Source organism: Betaproteobacteria bacterium, from assembly GCA_016713305.1.
GTDB lineage: Bacteria > Pseudomonadota > Gammaproteobacteria > Burkholderiales.
Window position 1 is genome coordinate 64,429 of the sequence record JADJPK010000007.1, and the last position, 19,276, is coordinate 83,704.

The window sequence follows — 19,276 nt, forward strand, 5'->3', positions numbered from 1 at the left end:
AGCATGTCCATCGTCATCCCGGATCAGGCCGCCGGCCTTCGCAGGATGTTCTCCCGCGGCCTGGTCCGCACCGTCACCGTCACATCCGGAAATGCGGAATCCGGCCGTTCGTCTGTCGTGGCCGATCTCGCCGTGGCACTTGCCCGGCGGGGCCAGAACGCCTGCGTGGGCGAGCAGGGCGACTCGAGCCAGGGAGCCGCGGCACGCCTGGGTCTCACGCTGCGGCACGACCTCGCCGATTTCATTCGCCGCGACCGCCGCATCGAGGACATCCTGCTGCATGGGCCTGAAGGCGTGCGGTTCTTCGGGGCGGCCTGGGCCGGCAGGCTGCTGGGCATGCTGCCCCAGGACGAGGAGACACGGCTGACCGATGCCCTCTCACGGCTGGACCCGCCGGTGGACTTCCTCCTTCTCGATTCTCCCGCGCCCGCACGGGACGACGTCGCGCCGTGGGCTGCGGCCTCGTCCGAGATCGTCGTGGTCGTCTCCGCGGCGGCGGACGGAATCACCGACGCGTACGGACTGATCAAGCGTTTGTCGCAGGCGATCGCGCGCCGGAGGTTCCATGCCGTCGTCACGCGGGCCGGAGACGAGGACCACGCCCGGACGGTGCATGCCAACCTCGCGGCCACCGCCGAGCGGTTTCTGGGTGTCACCGTTGCGTGGCTGGGCTGGATGCCGCCCGATCCGGACATGTCGAAGGCATTGCGCTTGCATCAGGCGGTATCATGCGCGTTTCCCATGTCACGTTCCGCTGCAGCGATCGGCGCGGTCGCCGACACCCTGCTCACCTGGCCGTACGCCGGGGAAGACGGTCTCGATGGCTTCGTTCACCGGCTCGTCCAGGCGAGCCGAACGTCGCTGTCTGCAAATGTTCGAGCTAACTGATGGTCAATGCCACTTCCATAGCCAATCGCGATGTAGATGCCATCGTCAACGAGCTGGCGCCGCTCGTGAAGCGCATCGCTTACCATTTCATGGCAAAACTGCCGGCCAGCGTCGAAGTGGACGATCTCATCCAGGCGGGTCTGATCGGGCTTCTCGACGCCGCCAAGAACTTCGACGACACGCAGGGCGCCCAGTTCGAGACCTACGCGATCCAGCGGATCCGCGGGTCCATCCTCGACGAACTCCGTCAGGCCGACTGGCTGCCGCGAAACGTCCGCAAGAACCTGCGCAAGATCGAGACGGCCATGGCCCACCTCGAACAGGAACTCGGACGGATCCCGAAGGAAAGCGAACTTGCCCAGCGGATGGAGATCCCGCTCGAGGACTACCAGCAGATGCTGCTGGACGCACGGGAGCTACCAGCTGCTGCACTACGAGGACTTCCAGGAGTCGGAAGAAGGTGATTTCTTCGATTCGTTCGTCCAGGACGGTCAGCGCGGTCCTCTCGACGTGCTGGAAGACCAGGGCTTCCGGCGCCATCTCATCCAGGCGATCAGCGCACTGCCCGAGCGCGAGAAGCTCGTCATGGGTCTGTACTACGAACAGGAAATGAACCTCAAGGAAATCGGCGAGATTCTCGGGGTCAGCGAATCCCGCGTGTGCCAGCTTCACAGCCAGGCTGTGGCGCGGTTGCGTTCACGGATGAAGACGTGGACTGCCAAGTGATCTCGACCTCATCGCGCTGACCTCATCGCGCTGACCGGGGAGCCGGTCGGCCCGCCGGATGAGTGCCATTCCGGCGCCATCCTCATGCAGGTGTCCTGAAGCCGTCGCCCCCGAATCTCAAGTCGGGGCACCCCCACGCCGTAAAGGGATGCAGGTCCGGTCTCCGGGCCGTCCTTCCGCCATCCCGTATTCATGGACATCCTGAGCCTGCTGGGCCTATTCATCGCCATCGGCGCCGTCATCGGCGGTCAGTGGCTCGAAGGCGGTCACCTCGCGTCCCTTCTGCAGGCCACGGCGTTCTTCATCGTCATCGGCGGCACTCTGGGTGCCGTCCTCCTGCAGAGCCGGCTGCCCGTGTTCGCTCAGGGCGTCCGGATGGCCAGGTGGGTGTTCCAGCCACCCCCCTGCGACTACCGCGGCCTGATATCCCGAGTGATCCACTGGAGCAATGTCGCCCGCCGCGGCGGTCTTCTGGCACTGGAACCGCAGGTCCGGATCGAGAAGGCGGAATACGAGCGCAAGGGACTGCAGCTCCTGATCGATGGAGCGGATCCGGTGATGCTGCGCGAAATCCTGGAGCGCGACATCGACACCCACGAGGATACGCAACTAGCCGCCGTCCGCATCTGGGAAGCCGCCGCAGGCTATGCGCCCACCATCGGCATTCTCGGTGCCGTCCTGGGCCTCATCCACGTGATGGAGAATCTCACCGACCCGACCAAGCTCGGTGCGGGCATTGCCGTCGCCTTCGTCGCGACGATCTACGGCGTAGGCGCGGCCAACCTTCTGTTCCTTCCCGTGGCGAACAAGCTGAAATCGCTGGTCGCCCGGGAGGTCAAGAGACGCGAGATGCTCATCGACGGGCTGGTCTGCGTCGCCAACGGCGAGAACCCCAGGATCATCCAGGGCAAGCTCGAGGGCTATCTCGCGGAGGGGGATTGATGCGGTCGGTACGCCGGGCACCCTCACAGTTCCCCGGCGGCAGGTTCGGACCGCCATCCTGCGGCGCAGGGTGACGAGGCGTGGCGCGGCGCAAACGCAGGGAGAACCCCGAGAACCAGGACCGCTGGGTGGTCTCCTATGCCGACCTTGTCACTCTGCTGCTCGCTTTCTTCGTCGTCATGTACTCCATCTCGTCGGTCAACGAAGGCCGTTACCGCGAGGTCTCGGAGGCTCTGGTGCAGGCATTCCAGACGGTGGAGAAGAAGCCCACGCCCAGCGTCGTGCCGCCCCCCATCGATCATCAGTATCCCCGGATGCGGGAGCGCCAGATGCGCATGCAGGGCATGGCCAACGACCTGCGGACCGTGCTCGACTCGCTCATGAAGACCGGCCAGGTCCGCATCACCGAGAACGCCCGAGGCATCGCGGTGGAGATCAACGCCAGCGTCCTCTTCGCATCGGGTCAGGCAGAACTCAATGAGGCGTCAGCGCGGTCCCTGGAGGCCGTGGGACAGGTTCTCGCCCGGGCCCCGAATTCCATCGAGGTGGAGGGGCACACGGACAACAGCCCCATCAACAGCCCCGTGTTTCCGTCCAACTGGGAACTGTCGGCAGCTCGGGCGAGCAGGGTCGTCCGGCTGTTTGCCCAGGCCGGAGTGGCTCCCGAGCGGATGGGCGCGATTGGCTACGGCGAATATCGCGACGTCGACACCAATGACACCCCGGAAGGACGAAATCGGAATCGAAGGGTGACGGTCGTGATTCTCCCGATGGACGATCCATCCGCCGAATCGACAAACTCGCCGTCGGTGGCGCCGGCAGAGTGAGTTCGAGGAGAACCGGGTGTGGGGAAAAGCAGGTGTTGGGGGAACAGCGAACGCGGCGAAGGACCGCCTGACCGGCCTGCCGGTTATGCGAGTCCGAGGGCGCGGCTGCGCCCGCCGTCGAAGTCGGGCGCGCCGTCAGGGCCGTAGAGCGTGGATTGCTGCATGGCCGACCGCAGGGCGGTCAGCGCGGACTGATTGAACCGCAGGCGCGATTCGATGAGCACGCCGTTGGACTTGTTGAGATCGCGGGCCTCTCCTGCCTTTGCCAGCAGTTCGGCCCAGGTCCGGGACAGCCTGGAATGATCGTTGCCCCCGTGGACGATGAGCCATTCCGTCATGCCCACGCGGTCGGGAGAGAATCCCTCGTCTGCGAGCGTGGCCCGTCGAGCCGTGCCCACGAGCGACAAATTCTCCACCAGCGAAGACTTGGTTTCGGCGAGTTGCAGGACTTCGTCCACATCGCCGCGGAGCAGGGCGGAACTCTCCGCCCGGAGTGTCTCGAGAAACCGGGCGAAGGCGTCGCGTTCGGCAAACAGGGCGTCGATGAAAACTTGGCGGTTGGGCATCGTCGTCTGCGTTCGCAACTCGTTCGCGCGGGCCGCTCAACCCTTCTGGCTGAGCAGATACTCCTTGACCGTGGCGATCAGCTTGTCTGCAACCACTTCCGAATTGACGCTGAAGCGCCCTTCGGAAATTGCCTGCTTGATCGCATCGACTCTTGCGGAGTCGACGACGCTCACGTCCGAGAGCTTGCTCTCGAGCGCCTGCAGTTGCGACGACAGCGGGCTCACGGAGACGGTGTCTCCAGATCCCTTGCTGGTGGGTTGAGGCGTTACCGGCGCTTTTCCGCCGCTCACGTCCTGGGGACCCGTCACGCCCTGGGCCCTGCTCACCGGATTGTTGATCTTCACGTTTGACCTCTATTTGCTAGAAAGGCCCTCTCAGCCTTCCGGACCTGTTATCGGCAAGCCTTCTGGAAAACTTTAGCGGGTCTCCCGGCGGGCCATTCATGCATGGGCAGTCAGTATAGCAATCGGAAAACCCGGGTCCATGTGAGTGTTCGCATAAGTCGAATGACCTCCCGGACGAATCATCGGACCTCCACTTCTCCGGGCGCCGTCACGGTCCCCTTCAAGGCCTTTCCCGAGGCGCTGCGCACCTGCACCGACTCGCCCAGGCCGGCGGCGTGAAGGGCCCGTCCTTCGCTGCGAACGACGATTCCATTGCTGCGGTAGACGATGGAGACGTTCTGTCCGGCCGCGACGATGGCCTTGCCTCGCAGCATGTCCCCCCGCAGTGCCTGGCCTGCGCTCACCCCCAATCTGGGCACCTTGCCAATGGCATCGTCGACGGATGACAGCACGCCGGCGGAAAGCTTCGTGAGATCGGAATCCCGCTCGACGACATCGGTGGCGCCGATCGGCTGGCCGGCGACCAGGGGCCTCGCCGAGTAGACGGCGGGACCGAAGACCTGCACCTGCACGGGTACGAGCACAGACCACGAATCGGGCCCCTGGCAGCGGATGCCCACCTGAGTCCGGCCCCATAGCCGGGTACCGGGCGGCGTGAACGTCTCGAGCGATTCGCAGGCCGGCAGCCTGACACGGCTATCCATCGCCGGCACGTCGATGACGACGCGGCCCGGCAGATCGGCCGTTCCCTGGCGGGCGGCCGTCTCGGCGATCCGTCTCAGGGCAGCCAGATCCTGAACGTCCGCCGCCGCATGGACCGTGGACGCGAAGGCCGTGCAGGCCACCGCGGCCGCGAGGCGCCGTGCAACGCGCGCTGTCATTTGAAGGTCCTTTTCCTGTTCCAGTGGCAAGTTGCGGAGGATAATTCAAGTGCTTTGCGCGCGAAGCCGATACTGGGCCGAAGCCAGCACCGTCGACAAGAATCCATGGCCGAAGCCGACAATCCCACCGTCATCGCCCGCGAGACCCTTCGGGTCCTCGCGACCCGCCGTCTCGCGCCGACACCGGAGAACTACCGGAAGATCTACGCCGAGATCGGCGGCCAGGCCGCCAGCGAGCCGCTGGCAACCGACCGGCTGCTCTCGGTCGTCGCGCCGCTGAGCGCGCGACACCCCGACGATCAGTCGCTGGGGGCACTGGTGAAATCGCTCCAGACCGGCGACGCCGAAGGGACCGCGGCAGCCCTGCAGGCGTTCTGTGCCCGCGGGTCGCGCACGGGCGGCAGCCAGCTGGGCACCGTCTTCCGCGAGACGCTCCGTCAGATCGATGCCGCGCATCGCGGTTGGACGGTCGCACGCAAGCGCGACGGGGTGGATCGTGTCCTTGGGGCGGCGCCCAGCGACGAGGCACTCGCGGTGCGTCTGCAGAATCTCGTGCGCAGCTGGCAGGAGAACCCGGCCGGTGCGCTGCCATTGCCGGATGCGCCGCCCGCCGATGGTCTCGAGCGTGTCCCGGCTGCCGCGACCTTTCCCGTGGACCCGGCCCTTTCGCAGGCGCGCGAGCTCCTGGCCGCCACACTGGAAAACGGCCTCGCTCCCCGGCTCGAGCGCTATTCCGACGTCTACTCCGAACTGTTCCAGATCGCCTGGCGGATCCGCGAGGCGGAATTGCCGGATGACTGGAACCGCGTGGGGCAGCAGCTCAAGCAATACTGGCTCAAGGTCGAACTGCGCGTGGAGCCGGACGAGGAACTCATCGACAACCTGATGCGGCTGCTTGCCCTCGTGGTGGACAACCTGGACGAACTGGTCGAGGATGACCAGTGGGTGCAGGGGCAGGTGGCCGTCCTCCGCGAACTCATCAGCAAGCCGGTGGATTTGCGCGCGGTGCGCGAAGCCGAGCGCGGCTTCAAGGAAGTCATCTTCAAGCAGTCCCAGCTCAAGTCGAGCCTCTCGGATGCGAAGTCGACGCTGAAGAGCCTGCTATCGGTGTTCATCGAACGGCTCGGAGAAGTCACCGGCACCACGGTGGAATACCACCAGAAGATCGAGCGCTATTCCGAGCGCATCGCGTCGACCGAGAGCATCGACAGCCTCAAGACGATCGTCGAGGAACTCATGCTGGATACCCGCAGCATGCAGGTCGACATGCTTCGTTCCCGGGACGATCTGCTGGCGGCGCGCCAGCAGGCCGAACTTGCCAGCCGGCGAGTGCGCCAGCTCGAGACCGAACTCGAGCAGGTGAGCGAGAAGGTTCGGGAGGATCAGCTCACGGGGACCCTGAATCGTCGCGGATTGGACGATGCCATGACGCGGGAGATCGCTCGCGCCCAGCGCACCGGCAAGCCGATGTGCATCGCGTTGCTCGATCTGGACAACTTCAAGCGTCTCAACGACACCTACGGTCACTCTGCCGGCGATGCAGCGCTCGTGCATCTGGCGCGCGTCATTCGCCGGACCGTGAGACCCACCGACCTCATCGCCCGCTTTGGTGGAGAGGAGTTCGTCATCATCCTGTCCGAAACGGATCTCGACAACGCCCTCGCCATCACGACGCGGCTGCAGCGCGAACTCACGAAACGGTTCTTCCTCCACGACAACGAACGCGTGCTCATCACCTTCAGTGCCGGCGTGGCCCAGTACGTGAAGGGAGAGACGGACGAGGCGTTCCTGGAGAGGGCCGACCGTGCCATGTACGAGGCCAAGCACCAGGGCAAGAACCGAGTCGTTCCTGCGAACTGAGCCCGCTGTCGGCCTGCTTCGCGACTCCGCACGTCGCATCCATCCGCTATCGCAGACGGAAGCCTGCTCCGGCTGGCGTCGCCCGACCGTGCCATGTACGAGGCCAAGCACCAAGGGAAGAACCGGGTCGTTCCTGCGATCTGAGTCCGCTGTCGGCCCGCTTCGCGACTCCGCACGTCGCATCCATCCGCTATCGCGGACGGAAGCCTGCTCCGGCTGCGCGCTCGCCCGACCGTGCCATGTACGAGGCCAGGCACCAGGGCAAGAACCGAGTCGTTCCTGCGAACTGAGCCCGCTGTCGGCCCGCTTCGGGACTCCGCACGTCGCATCCATCGGCTTCGCCGACGGAAGCCTGCTCCGGCTGCGCGCTCGCCCGACCGTGCCATGTACGAAGCCAAGCACCAGGGCAAGAACCGAGTCGTTCCTGCGAACTGAGCCCGCTGTCGGCCCGCTTCGCGACTCCGCACGTCGCATCCATCCTGTCGCGGACGGAAGCCTGCTCCGGCTGCGCGCTCGCCGACCGTGCCATGTACGAGGCCAGGCACCAGGGCAGAACGCTCCTGCGAACTGAGCCCGCTGTCGGCCCGCTTCGCGACTCCGCACGTCGCATCCATCCGCTATCGCGGACGGAAGCCTGCTCCGGCTGCGCGCTCGCCCGACCGTGCCATGTACGAGGCCAGGCACCAGGGCAAGAACCGGGTCGTTCCTGCCGCCTGAGCTTCGTGTCGGCCTGCTCCGCGACTCCGCACGTCGCATCCATCGGCTTCGCCGACGGAAGCCTGCTCCGGCTGCGCGCTCGCCCGACCGTGCCATGTACGAGGCCAGGCACCAGGGCAAGAACCGGGTCGTTCCTGCCGCCTGAGCTTCGTGTCGGCCTGCTTCGCGACTCCGCACGTCGCATCCATCGGCTTCGCCGACGGAAGCCTGCTCCGGCTGCGCGCTTGCCCGACCGTGCCATGTACGAGGCCAAGCGCCAGGGCAAGAACCGGGTCGTTCCTGCGAACTGAGCCCGCTGTCGGCCCGCTTCGCGACTCCGCACGTCGCATCCATCGGCTTCGCCGACGGAAGCCTGCTCCGGCTGCGCGCTTGCCCGACCGTGCCATGTACGAGGCCAAGCACCAAGGGAAGAACCGGGTCGTTCCTGCGGCCTGAGCTTCGTGTCGGCCCGCGTCGCGACTCCGCACTTCGCATCCATCGGCTTCGCCGACGGAAGCCTGCTCCGGCTGCGCGCTCGCCCGTTTCCATCGCTCGTGTTGCCTTGCAGCATCGATCGTGTGCCGGTGCCGCCGCCCGATGCAAGTACACTTCCCTTCGAGTCATCTGCGGCACGAAGTACATGAGCATCCCGGAATCCTCCCCCCGCGCCCTGTTCCCGAGCATCGCCAGCAAGCTGGTGGGGATCCTCGTGGCGGCACTCGTCTTCGGGCTGGTGGCCATCGGGCTCACTCTGCTGCAGTCGTGGAAGCTCGAAGGCGGAGCTGCCGCGATCAACGACATGGGCAGCCAGCGGATGAGGTCCTACCGGATCGGCATGCTGCTCTCCGAATACGCGCACACCGGCAGGACACTGGCGCAGCGCCAGGCGATCGAGGCGGAACTCGCGCAGTTCGACTCCGTGCTTGCCACCATCAAGCGAGGAGATCCCTCGCGCCCCCTGTTCCTCCCCAAGGCCACCGGAATCGCGGAAAGGCTGGCAGTGGTGGAGTCGCGGTGGCAGGAGAGCGTCCTCCCTGCGGTTCAGGGCGCGCTTGCTTCTCCATCGGCAGCTTCTCCGCCGACGGCCGCCCTCGCTGGCGAGATCACCCGGTTCGTCGCTTCCATCGACGATCTCGTGCATGCCATCGAGCAGGAGAACGCCGATGCGACGAGCTGGCTCCGCTCGCTGCAGTTCGGACTGATCGCGGTGGCCGTGATCGGCACGGTGACGCTCATCTATCTCATGTTTCTTCTGGTGATCCGTCCGGTGACGGCCTTGTGCGCTGGCATCCAGCAGATCCAGGCGGAAGATTTTTCCGCTCGCGTCCCGGTGGAGAGCCGTGACGAGTTCGGGACGGTGGCGAAGGCGTTCAATGCCATGGCGGCCCACCTCGAGAACCTCTACACGACTCTCGAGGCGCGAGTGAAGGACAAGACGCGCCTGCTCGAGGCGCAGAATCAGGAACTCTCCACGCTCTATTCCGTGACAACGGCGCTGGGCGATGGCAACGATACCGAGGACCTCTGCCGGCGGTTCCTTCAGCAACTCATGAAGAGCTACGGCGCCCAGGCCGGGGCGGTCAGGTTCAACAACGAGCGATCCGGGTCTGTCCGTCGCGGTATCGGAAGGGCTGCCCGCTCCGTTCGTGCAGGGGGAGACATGCGCTCACGCCGCCTTGTGCGACTGCGGCGAGGCCAACCGTTCTGCGGAAGCGATCTCGGTGGATCTTTCCGCGCCCCAGGGAACCCGTGCCTGCGCGACGGCGGGATTCCGGACAGTGGGCGTGTTCCCCATCCGGCTGTCGGGCCGCGCGATCGGCGTCTTCAATCTGTTCTTCGGGCGGGTCCGCAGCTTCGAGGAGCGCGACATCCGCCTGCTCGAAATGGTCGGCCAGCATCTCGGTGCGGCGCTGGAGAACGAAAGACTGCGGTCGGCAGCCCGCGAACTCGCGGTGAGCGAGGAGCGCAATCACATCGCCCGGGAACTGCATGATTCCATCGCGCAGTCGCTTGCCTTCCTCAATCTGCAGGCGCAGATGCTGGACGATTCGTTGCAGCGCGGGCACGTGGACTCGGCACGGCAGGAGGTGAAGCAGATGCGCGACGGCGTGCAGGAGTGCTACGACGACGTGCGCGAACTGCTGGTGCACTTCCGCGCGCGAGTGAGCGATGCGGAACTCGCCGCCGGACTGCGGCAGGCCGCCGAGCGTTTCGAGGGACAGACCGGAATCGCGACGAGCTTCGAGGAGTCGGGCGAGGGCGTGGAGCCGCCACCCGAAGCCCAGATCCAGATTCTCCATGTCATCCAGGAGTCGCTGTCCAACATCCGCAAGCACGCCTTGGCGCACCATGTGCACGTCCGCATGGAACGCGGTCCGGTGTACCGGTTCTCGGTGGCGGACGACGGCATCGGCTTCGCAACGGGCAATGGCACCGATGGCGGAACGCACGTGGGCCTCCAGATCATGCGCGAGCGTGCCCATCGTGTCGGCGGCAGCGTGGAGGTGGCTTCCGTACCGGGCCGCGGCACGACGGTCACGCTCAGTCTGCCGGTGTTGTCGAGGCAGGTGGCATGACCCCGATCCGCGTGCTGCTGATCGACGATCATGCGCTGTTCCGCGGGGGCGTGCGCATGGTGCTTTCCCGCCAGCCGGGATTCGAGGTGGTGGGCGAAGCGTCCGATGCGCTGGACGGCATCAAGAGAGCGCATCAGCTCCTCCCCCACGCGGTCCTTCTGGACCTGCACATGCCGGGCATGTCGGGCAAGGAGGCACTCAAGGTGCTGGTGGAAGAACTGCCGCAGGTGTGCGTGATCATGCTGACGGTGTCGGAGGACGCCGAGGATCTCCTCGACTGCCTCCGGGCCGGCGCGAGCGGCTACCTGCTCAAGAACGTGAATGTGGACGCGTTCGCCGACGCGATCCAGCGCGCCGTGCGCGGGGATTCGGTTGTTTCTCCCGAGATGACCGGCAAGCTGGTCCGGGGCGTGAAGGACATGGCGACGGCATCGCCTTCTCCGCTTGCCGTGCTGAGCCAGCGGGAACGTGAAATCCTCGGCTATCTCGCGAAGGGTGCCGCCAACAAGGAGATCGCGCGCTCGCTCGACCTCGCCGAAAGCACGGTCAAGATCCACGTGCAGTCGATCCTGCGCAAGCTCAAGCTCCAGAGCCGGGTGCAGGCCGCCGTCTTCGCCGTGGAACACGGTCTGTCCGGTTCCTGAACGGGACCGTCCCCGGACCGGGGCGTGGTTCGAATGCGTTGATCGATCCGATTTACGCGCTCACCGGATGCCGGTAGCCTTGAAGCTTCCTGTCACCGGTATGCGACAAGTGCCTTTGGAACGTACCCGCAGTCGCCAGTCCTTGCGCGCATTGACCTTTTCCTTGCCGCCGCGGGCCGTTTCCGCGCCACCATCGGCCAGGTTGCGGGTCTGTCGCGTGGCGCCCGGCGCAGCCCGATCCGGTGCTGTTCGTTCGAACTGGAACGGAGCCCCGTGTCGTGGCCGCTGAGCGGACTCAGCTCGAAGCGGGCGATCTGGTCGCCGGCGAGTCCCTTCCCCTGGATGTGTACACGCGCACGGGCGTGCTCCTGCTGGCCCGGGGGCAGGTCGTGCTGACGGAGCGGCAGCTGGCGCGTCTGCTCGAGGAAGGCATCTGGGGCGAGGCGGAGACGGTGGCCCGCCTGCGCGAGGAGCGTGGAGGTGACGCAGCACAGACGGCGGATTGGAGGAAGGTATCGGTCTTCCACGAACTCGAAACGCTCCGGAACGATCTTGGGGCGCTCTTCGGTTCCGGCAACGACGCGGGGTTGCCCGGCGGCCTTGCCGACTGCGCCATGCGGCTGCGCCGGGCGGTGTCCCTGGATGTGGATGCCGCCATCGCGAGCATCCAGTGGCTGCGGACTTCGCCCTATGCCATCCGGCAGTCGGTCAATGTGGCCGTTCTGTCCGAGGTGCTTCTGGGCGATCTCGAAGTTCCGGACGACGTGCGCACGGCCACCGCGGCTGCCGCACTCGCCATGAACCTCTCGATCGTGGAGGTCCAGGAAGCGCTGTTCTTCCGGCAGGCCATGACCCCTGAGGAGAAATCGCAGATCGCCCGGCATCCCCAGGCCGCGGTGGACCGCCTGACCGCGGCAGGCGTCGACGACGCGGTACTCCTGCAGGCCGTTCTGGAACATCACGAGGCCCACGACGGCACGGGATATCCACGCAAGCTTGCGGGCGACGCGATCGGCCTCCCGGCCCGCGTGATCTCCGTGGCGGACAAGTTCTGCGCGACCGTGAGCGAGCGCGCCTACCGCACAGCCGTGCCATGCAGCATCGCTTTGCGCAAGCTGCTCACCGACGCCGGTCCGACCATGGATACGCAGGTGGCCGCACGGCTCGCGCGCGCCGTCGGCATCTATCCTCCCGGGACGGTCGTGCGGCTCAAGAACGGCGAGACGGCCATGGCCGTCAAGCGGACGCTCGATCCGCAGGCGCCAGTCGTGCGGCTGGTGCGTTCCCGCGACGGCGTCCTCACCTCCACCTACTCCAAGCGGCTCACCAGCAAGCTCGCGTTTGCCGTGACCGAGGAAGCGGGGCGCTCCGCATTGCCGGAAGGGTTCGACGCCCTGCAGCTCTGGAACCCGGCGCTTGAACGAGGCGAGGACTGAAAGCCCTGCGTCCGCGAGTTCCGGTTCTGCCCGTTGCGGCGTGCCCGCCGAAGTCGCAGTACTCCAAGCGCCGCCCCCTTTTGCTCTATACCTCCGTCCCGCCCCGCGCGCCTGAGGCGCCGGACCGGCTCTGGCGGCGCACCCCGGCACGGGTACGCCGGTTGCGGGGCTCCTGCCACGGCTTTCGTGTGGCGCCGGACTTGATAGTTCAAAAGTACTAGCTCCGCTCCGCCTTCCGACGCGTGTCTTCTGTTCCTCCGGCGAATGCCGGTGCCGGCGTTCGCTCCGTAAATTGCGTGCATGACAAGCGGAGGAAAAGCACAGTGAGCACGCAGGTAACGCGGCAGACATCGGTACTGGTGGCAAGCACGATCGCGTTCACCATCTGCTTCGCCGTCTGGATGATGTTCGCGGTCATCGGCATTCCCATCAAGAAGACGCTGGGTCTCAACGCAACGCAATTCGGTCTGCTGACGGCCACGCCGGTCCTGACGGGCTCCCTGGTCCGCGTGCCCCTGGGCATGTGGACGGACAGGTTCGGGGGCCGCGTGGTGTTCTTCGCGCTCATGCTGGCCACCGTCGTGCCGATCTGGCTCATCTCCTACGCCACGGAGTTCTGGCACTTCCTGGTCCTGGGCCTCTTCGTCGGCGTGGCCGGCGGTTCGTTCTCGGTGGGAACGCCTTACGTCGCACGCTGGTTCAAGAAGGAACGGCAGGGGCTCGCCATGGGCGTGTTCGGCGCCGGCAACTCGGGCGCGGCCGTCACCAAGTTCGTGGCGCCGGCCATCGTGGTCGCCGCCGGCTGGACCATGGTGCCGCGTGTCTACGCCATCGCGATGGCGGTCACGGCCGTCCTCTTCTGGATCTTCACGCACTCCGATCCCGCGCACCGTGTCGATGCCACGGTCACATGGCGCCAGCAGCTTGCAGTTCTCAGGGATCCGCGGGTTTGGAAGTACTGCCAGTACTACTCGATCGTCTTCGGCGGTTATGTCGCGCTCTCGTTGTGGATGGTCCAGTACTACCTCAACGAATACGGCTTCGACATCCGCATCGCCGCATTGCTCGCCGCCTGTTTCTCGCTTCCCGGCGGCGTGCTGCGCGCGCTGGGCGGGTGGATGTCGGACAAGTGGGGCGCGCACATGGTCACCTGGTGGGTGCTGTGGGTGAGCTGGATCTGCCTGTTCCTTCTTTCCTACCCGCAGACCGACTTCACCATCCAGACCGTGCAGGGTCCCCGCACGTTCCACGTCGGACTGGGCCCCTGGGGCTTCACCGCCATCATGTTCGTCATGGGCATGGCGTGGGCCTTCGGCAAGGCCTCCGTCTTCAAGTACATCTCCGACGACTTCCCCGGAAACATCGGCGTGGTGTCCGGCGTGGTCGGCCTGGCCGGCGGGCTCGGCGGATTCCTCCTTCCCATCCTGTTCGGTGCGCTGCTGGATCTCACGGGCGTGCGGACGAGCTGCTTCATGTTGATGTACGGCGTCGTGTGGGTCTCCCTCATCTGGATGTACTTCACAGAGGTCCGGCGTCTCGAAGTCATCGGGCCCCGCGCGGCCTGAAGGAACGCCGAACCGTCTCGCCACGACGCAATTTCCAGGAGAACACCATGACAACCCAAGTCTTGAACCAAGGCCGGCGCTCCCGCGTGCTGACCATCTGGACGCCCGAGGACAAGCAGTTCTGGGAACGCCAGGGTCAGGCCATCGCCAATGCCAATCTATGGATCTCCATCCCGGCGCTGTTTCTCGCCTTCGCCGTATGGCAGCTCTGGAGCGTGGTGGCCGTCAACCTCAACGGGCTCGGCTTCCGGTTCACGACCAACCAGCTCTTCTGGCTGGCCGCGGCACCGGCGCTTTCCGGCGCGACGCTGCGCATCTTCTATTCCTTCATGGTGCCCGTGTTCGGCGGCCGCCGGTGGACGGCGCTGTCGACGGCGTCGCTGCTCTTTCCGGCCGGGGGGATAGGCGTGGCGGTGCAGGATCCGACGACCAGCTATCCGACGATGCTGGGCCTCGCGCTCCTGTGCAGACTGGGCGGAGGCAATTTCTCCTCCAGCATGGCGAACATCAGCTTCTTCTTTCCCAAGGAACGCAAGGGTTCCGCCCTCGGCCTCAACGCCGGCCTGGGGAACCTGGGCGTCTCGTCGGTCCAGTTTCTCGCGCCCATCGTGATCACCATGCCGATCTTCGGCTTCATCGGCGGCGCCTCCCAGTTCATCACGGCCAAGACCGGCCAGCCGGTCGAGGTGTGGGCGCAGAACGCAGCCTTCATCTGGGTTCCGTTCATCGCGCTGGCGGCCGCGGCAGCCTGGTTCGGCATGAACGACATCGCCGACGCCAGGGCGTCGTTCGCCGACCAGGCGGTGATATTCAAGCGCAAGCACAACTGGCTGATGTGCCTGCTCTATCTCGGCACCTTCGGCTCGTTCATCGGTTACGCCGCCGGTTTCCCGCTGCTCATCAAGTCACAGTTCCCGGCGGTGAATCCGCTGCATTTCGCGTGGATGGGACCTCTGGTCGGAGCAGTCGTGAGGCCCTTCGGCGGATGGTTGTCCGACAAGCTGGGCGGCGCGCAAGTGACCCTGTGGAACTTCGTGGCCATGACCGCAGGGGTCGTCGGAGTCCTGTTCTATCTTCCGGTTCAGGGTCAGGGCGGCAACTTCACGGGCTTCCTGATCATGTTCATGCTGCTGTTCCTCACCACGGGCATCGGCAACGGTTCGACCTTCCGCATGATCCCGATCATCTTCCTCACGGAGCATCTGCGCGCCTCGGGCAACCGCGATGGCGCCCAGCGTGAAAAGGCCGTCAAGGAAGGCAACAAGGAAGCGGCGGCGGTTCTGGGTTTCGCCGGTGCCGTCGGCGCCTACGGCGGATTCTTCATTCCCAAGAGCTACGGCACGTCGATCGCGATGACGGGCAGTCCGGCCGCGGCCCTCTACTGCTTCATCGGCTTCTACGTGACGTGCGTGCTCGTCACGTGGTGGCAGTACGCGCGCCGCAACGCGCCGATGCCCTGCTGATCGGGCACGGCCTCCTTCTTTCGCATGCCAGGACACAACAAGACAAGCACCGCGGGCAGACCCCATCCCGTCATTCCCGCCGACCTCCAGGAGCACTGAATGAGCCATTTTCTCGACCGTCTGCTTTTCTTCACCGAGACCCCGGAGGAGTTCTCCGAGGGGCACGGCATGGTCACGCGCGAAGATCGCACGTGGGAGGACGGCTACCGCAAGCGGTGGCAGCACGACAAGATCGTCCGTTCCACGCACGGAACGAACTGCACGGGCTCGTGCAGCTGGAAGATCTACGTGAAGGGCGGCGTGGTCACCTGGGAGACGCAGCAGACGGACTACCCGCGCACGCGGCCCGACATGCCCAACCACGAGCCGCGCGGCTGCGCGCGCGGCGCGTCGTACTCCTGGTACCTCTATAGCGCAAACCGCATCAAGTATCCGATGGTGCGCGGCCGGCTCATACGTCTGTGGCGCGAGGCGCGCAGGAACCTGGGGCCGGTTCAGGCGTGGACGTCCATCGTGGAAGATCAGGAGCGCGCGCGTTCGTACAAGTCCATCCGCGGGCAGGGCGGCTTCGTCCGTTCCAACTGGGACGAAGTGCAGGAGATCATCGCTGCGGCCAACGTCTACACGATCCGCAAGTACGGACCGGACCGCATCGTGGGGTTCTCGCCCATCCCCGCCATGTCCATGGTGTCCTACGCGGCAGGTTCGAGATACCTGAGCCTGATCGGCGGCGTGTGCATGAGCTTCTACGACTGGTATTGCGATCTGCCGCCGTCGAGCCCGCAGACCTGGGGCGAACAGACGGACGTTCCCGAGTCGGCCGACTGGTACAACTCCACGTTCCTCATCGCGTGGGGTTCGAACGTACCGCAGACGCGCACACCCGACGCGCACTTCTTCACGGAAGTCCGCTACAAGGGCGCCAAGGTGGTGGCGGTCACGCCCGACTACGCGGAGGTCTCCAAGCTGGCCGACCTGTGGCTGCATCCGAAGCAGGGCACCGATGCGGCACTGGCCATGGCGATGGGGCACGTGATCCTGCGTGAATTCCACCTGGACAGGAAGGCCGACTACTTCCAGGACTACTGCCGGCGCTACACCGACATGCCGCTGCTCGTGAAGCTGGTCGAGCGCGACGGACGACTGGTGCCGGACCGCTTCGTCCGCGCTTCGGACTTCTCCGACACCCTGGGACAGGCGAATCAGCCGGAATGGAAGACCGTGGGCTTCGACGAGCACACCGGCAAGGTCGTCGCGCCCAACGGTTCCATCGGATTCCGCTGGAACCAGAAGCCCGGCGAAGACCTGGGCAAGTGGAACATCGAGCAGCGCGACGGCGCGACCGGCGCCGACGTGAGGCTCAGCCTGTCGCTCATCGGTTCCGCCGACAGCATTGCGGCCGTCGCGTTCCCCTACTACGGCGGAATTTCCACGGCGCACTTCGCGGCGAACGATCAGGGAACGGACGTGCTCGTGCGCAACGTGCCGGTGAGGAAGCTGGCTCTGGTCGAAGGCGAGACACTCGTCGCCAGCGTGTTCGACCTCATGTGCGCCAACTATGGCCTCGACCGGGGACTGGGCGGGGGCAACGTTGCGTCGTCCTACGACCAGGACATTCCCTACACGCCTGCGTGGCAGGAACGCATCACCGGCGTCAAGGCCGAAGACGTGATCACGGTGGCGCGCCAGTTCGCCGACAACGCCGAGAAGACCGGCGGCAAGTCGATGGTGATCATTGGCGCGGCCATGAACCACTGGTACCACTCCGACATGAACTACCGGGGCGTGATCAATCTGCTGCTCATGTGCGGGTGCGTGGGCCAGTCCGGCGGCGGTTGGGCGCACTACGTGGGGCAGGAAAAGCTGCGCCCGCAGACCGGCTGGACGGCCCTGGCGTTCGCCCTGGACTGGCACCGCCCGTCCCGCCAGATGAACTCGACGTCCTTCTTCTACGCGCACACGGACCAATGGCGCTACGAGAAGCTGGATGTGGGTGAAATCCTGTCACCGCTGGCGGACCGCAAGGACTTCAAGGGATCGCTGATCGATTTCAACGTTCGCGCCGAACGCATGGGCTGGCTTCCGTCCGCTCCACAACTCGAGACGAACCCTATCCAGATATGCAAGGACGCGCAGGCGGCCGGAAAGGATGCGAAGGAATACGTCGTCGAGGCGCTGCAGTCGGGGAGCCTGCGGATGTCGTGCGAGGACCCGGACAATCCCGCGAACTTCCCGCGCAACATGTTCGTGTGGCGCTCCAACCTGTTGGGGAGCTCCGGCAAGGGACACGAGTACTTCCTCAAGCATCTGCTCGGGACCCGGCATGGCGTGCAGGGCAAGGACCTGGGCGTGGAAGGGGGGAGCAAGCCGGAGGAGGTGCGGTGGCGCGAGCAGGGGCCGGAAGGAAAGCTCGACCTGCTGGTCACGCTGGACTTCCGCATGTCGACGACCTGTCTGTACTCCGACATCGTGCTGCCCACGGCCACCTGGTACGAGAAGAACGATCTCAACACCTCCGACATGCATCCCTTCATCCACCCGCTCTCGGCGGCCGTGGATCCGGTGTGGGAAGCACGCAGCGACTGGGAGATCTACAAGGGAATCGCCCGCAAGTTCTCGGAGGTCGCTCAGGGACACCTGGGCGTGGAGAAGGAAGTGGTGCTCACCCCCCTGATGCACGACACGCCTGCCGAACTGGCGCAGCCGTTCGAGATGAACGACTGGCGCAAGGGCGACTGCCCTCTCGTGCCCGGGAAGACCGCGCCGGTCATCACCGTGGTGGAACGCGACTATCCGAACACCTACCGCAAGTTCACGGCGCTCGGTCCGCTCATGACGAAGGCGGGCAACGGCGGCAAGGGCATTTCGTGGAATACCGAGCACGAGGTCGACAATCTGCGCGCCCTCAACTATCCGGTCACGGAACCGAAGATCACGCAGGGCATGCCCCGGATCGAATCCGACATCGACGCCGCGGAGGTGATCCTGATGCTGGCACCCGAGACCAACGGCGAGGTCGCGGTGAGGGCGTGGGAGGCCCTGTCGAAGATCACGGGACGGGAGCACCTTCACCTGGCGATTCCGAAGGAGGACGAGAAGATCCGCTTCCGCGACGTGCAGGCCCAGCCGCGCAAGATCATCTCGTCGCCCACGTGGTCCGGCATCGAATCGGAGCGCGTGAGCTACAACGCCGGCTGGACGAACGTCCACGAGCTGATCCCCTGGCGCACACTCACCGGGCGTCAGCAGTTCTACCAGGACCACCGGTGGATGCTCGCCTTCGGCGAAGGTCTGTGCGCCTACCGTCCGCCCGTGGATCTCAAGGCGGTGGCACCGGTGGCGGGCAAGCGCGCCAACGGAAACCGCGAGGTGGTGCTCAACTTCATCACTCCGCACCAGAAGTGGGGCATCCACTCCACCTACACGGACAACCAGATCATGCTGACCCTGTCCCGCGGCGGACCGATCGTGTGGCTGTCGGAGACCGACGCGCGCAAGGCGGACATCGAGGACAACGACTGGATCGAGCTCTACAACGTGAACGGCGCCATCACGGCCCGCGCGGTGGTCTCCCAGCGCGTGAACGAGGGCATGTGCCTCATGTACCACGCGCAGGAAAAGATCGTGAACGTACCCGGTTCGGAGATCACGGGGACCCGCGGCGGCATCCACAACTCCGTCACGCGCTGCGTGCTCAAGCCCACCCACATGATCGGCGGCTACGCGCAGCTCTCCTACGGCTTCAACTACTACGGAACCATCGGCACCAACCGGGACGAGTTCGTGGTGGTGCGCAAGATGGCCAGGGTGGACTGGATGGACGAGGTCGCCTCGGGCGATCGGTGAGCAGGAGACACACAT

Annotated in this window: 13 protein-coding genes and 3 pseudogenes; 13 read left to right on the forward strand and 3 right to left on the reverse strand. The window is 65.6% G+C overall.

The genetic code is table 11. The features are described 5' to 3' along the window. Positions 1 to 3: 3 nt before the first annotated feature. From IPK20_08440 to motD, 4 genes and pseudogenes are all read left to right on the forward strand, one after another. Positions 4 to 888 (forward strand): hypothetical protein, encoded by an 885-nt coding sequence (locus tag IPK20_08440; protein MBK8016742.1) that lies wholly within the window; start codon positions 4 to 6, stop codon positions 886 to 888. Next, positions 888 to 1,614: pseudogene (locus IPK20_08445) on the forward strand (RNA polymerase sigma factor FliA). Before IPK20_08440 ends, IPK20_08445 begins: the two are co-directional and overlap by 1 nt. A gap of 192 nt (positions 1,615 to 1,806) precedes the next feature. Further along, positions 1,807 to 2,556, forward strand: coding sequence for a flagellar motor protein (locus IPK20_08450; protein MBK8016743.1), 750 nt, complete (start codon positions 1,807 to 1,809; stop codon positions 2,554 to 2,556). An 80-nt stretch (positions 2,557 to 2,636) separates the two neighbouring features. Next, positions 2,637 to 3,383, forward strand: coding sequence for a flagellar motor protein MotD (gene motD, locus IPK20_08455; protein ID MBK8016744.1), 747 nt, complete (start codon positions 2,637 to 2,639; stop codon positions 3,381 to 3,383). Between the two features lie 83 nt (positions 3,384 to 3,466). On the opposite strand, the gene IPK20_08460 is transcribed toward motD, so the two are convergent. From IPK20_08460 to flgA, 3 genes are all read right to left on the reverse strand, one after another. Then, positions 3,467 to 3,949: a flagellar protein FlgN gene (locus IPK20_08460; GenBank protein ID MBK8016745.1), complete on the reverse strand. Its 483-nt coding sequence runs from the start codon at positions 3,947 to 3,949 to the stop codon at positions 3,467 to 3,469. 36 nt (positions 3,950 to 3,985) lie between these two features. Beyond that, positions 3,986 to 4,294, reverse strand: a complete 309-nt coding sequence (gene flgM / locus IPK20_08465) for a flagellar biosynthesis anti-sigma factor FlgM (GenBank protein ID MBK8016746.1) — start codon at positions 4,292 to 4,294, stop codon at positions 3,986 to 3,988. 179 nt (positions 4,295 to 4,473) lie between these two features. Next, the gene (gene flgA / locus IPK20_08470; protein MBK8016747.1) at positions 4,474 to 5,175 is read right to left on the reverse strand and encodes a flagellar basal body P-ring formation protein FlgA; all 702 of its coding nucleotides are present in this window, start codon (positions 5,173 to 5,175) and stop codon (positions 4,474 to 4,476) included. A gap of 105 nt (positions 5,176 to 5,280) precedes the next feature. On the opposite strand from flgA, the gene IPK20_08475 reads away from it, so the two are divergent. The 9 genes and pseudogenes from IPK20_08475 to IPK20_08515 all read left to right on the forward strand — a co-directional run bounded on the left by IPK20_08475 (position 5,281) and on the right by IPK20_08515 (position 19,261). After that, a complete protein-coding gene (locus tag IPK20_08475) occupies positions 5,281 to 7,035 on the forward strand; it encodes a diguanylate cyclase (protein MBK8016748.1) in 1,755 nt (584 codons plus the stop codon). A gap of 1,336 nt (positions 7,036 to 8,371) precedes the next feature. Continuing rightward, a pseudogene (locus tag IPK20_08480) lies at positions 8,372 to 8,800 on the forward strand (type IV pili methyl-accepting chemotaxis transducer N-terminal domain-containing protein). 174 nt (positions 8,801 to 8,974) lie between these two features. Then, positions 8,975 to 9,127: pseudogene (locus IPK20_08485) on the forward strand (HAMP domain-containing protein). 325 nt (positions 9,128 to 9,452) lie between these two features. Next, positions 9,453 to 10,307 (forward strand): GAF domain-containing protein, encoded by an 855-nt coding sequence (locus IPK20_08490; GenBank protein MBK8016749.1) that lies wholly within the window; start codon positions 9,453 to 9,455, stop codon positions 10,305 to 10,307. Beyond that, positions 10,304 to 10,951: a response regulator transcription factor gene (locus tag IPK20_08495; protein ID MBK8016750.1), complete on the forward strand. Its 648-nt coding sequence runs from the start codon at positions 10,304 to 10,306 to the stop codon at positions 10,949 to 10,951. The genes IPK20_08490 and IPK20_08495 overlap by 4 nt, the downstream gene beginning before the upstream one ends. Before the next feature lie 278 nt (positions 10,952 to 11,229). After that, the gene (locus tag IPK20_08500; GenBank protein MBK8016751.1) at positions 11,230 to 12,387 is read left to right on the forward strand and encodes an HD domain-containing protein; all 1,158 of its coding nucleotides are present in this window, start codon (positions 11,230 to 11,232) and stop codon (positions 12,385 to 12,387) included. A gap of 296 nt (positions 12,388 to 12,683) precedes the next feature. Next, the gene (locus tag IPK20_08505) at positions 12,684 to 13,952 is read left to right on the forward strand and encodes a NarK/NasA family nitrate transporter (GenBank protein MBK8016752.1); all 1,269 of its coding nucleotides are present in this window, start codon (positions 12,684 to 12,686) and stop codon (positions 13,950 to 13,952) included. A 47-nt stretch (positions 13,953 to 13,999) separates the two neighbouring features. Continuing rightward, positions 14,000 to 15,415 (forward strand): NarK family nitrate/nitrite MFS transporter, encoded by a 1,416-nt coding sequence (locus tag IPK20_08510; GenBank protein MBK8016753.1) that lies wholly within the window; start codon positions 14,000 to 14,002, stop codon positions 15,413 to 15,415. A 99-nt stretch (positions 15,416 to 15,514) separates the two neighbouring features. Then, positions 15,515 to 19,261 (forward strand): nitrate reductase subunit alpha, encoded by a 3,747-nt coding sequence (locus IPK20_08515; GenBank protein MBK8016754.1) that lies wholly within the window; start codon positions 15,515 to 15,517, stop codon positions 19,259 to 19,261. Positions 19,262 to 19,276: the final 15 nt, after the last annotated feature.

Bases quoted from the DNA above. Each gene is read 5' to 3' on its own strand.
- IPK20_08440 (MBK8016742.1), top strand. From the start codon at position 4: ATGTCCATCGTCATCCCGGATCAGGCCGCCGGCCTTCGCAGGATGTTC.
- IPK20_08450 (MBK8016743.1), top strand. From the start codon at position 1,807: ATGGACATCCTGAGCCTGCTGGGCCTATTCATCGCCATCGGCGCCGTC.
- IPK20_08460 (MBK8016745.1), bottom strand. From the start codon at position 3,949: ATGCCCAACCGCCAAGTTTTCATCGACGCCCTGTTTGCCGAACGCGAC.
- flgA (MBK8016747.1), bottom strand. From the start codon at position 5,175: ATGACAGCGCGCGTTGCACGGCGCCTCGCGGCCGCGGTGGCCTGCACG.
- IPK20_08475 (MBK8016748.1), top strand. From the start codon at position 5,281: ATGGCCGAAGCCGACAATCCCACCGTCATCGCCCGCGAGACCCTTCGG.
- IPK20_08495 (MBK8016750.1), top strand. From the start codon at position 10,304: ATGACCCCGATCCGCGTGCTGCTGATCGACGATCATGCGCTGTTCCGC.
- IPK20_08510 (MBK8016753.1), top strand. From the start codon at position 14,000: ATGACAACCCAAGTCTTGAACCAAGGCCGGCGCTCCCGCGTGCTGACC.
- IPK20_08515 (MBK8016754.1), top strand. From the start codon at position 15,515: ATGAGCCATTTTCTCGACCGTCTGCTTTTCTTCACCGAGACCCCGGAG.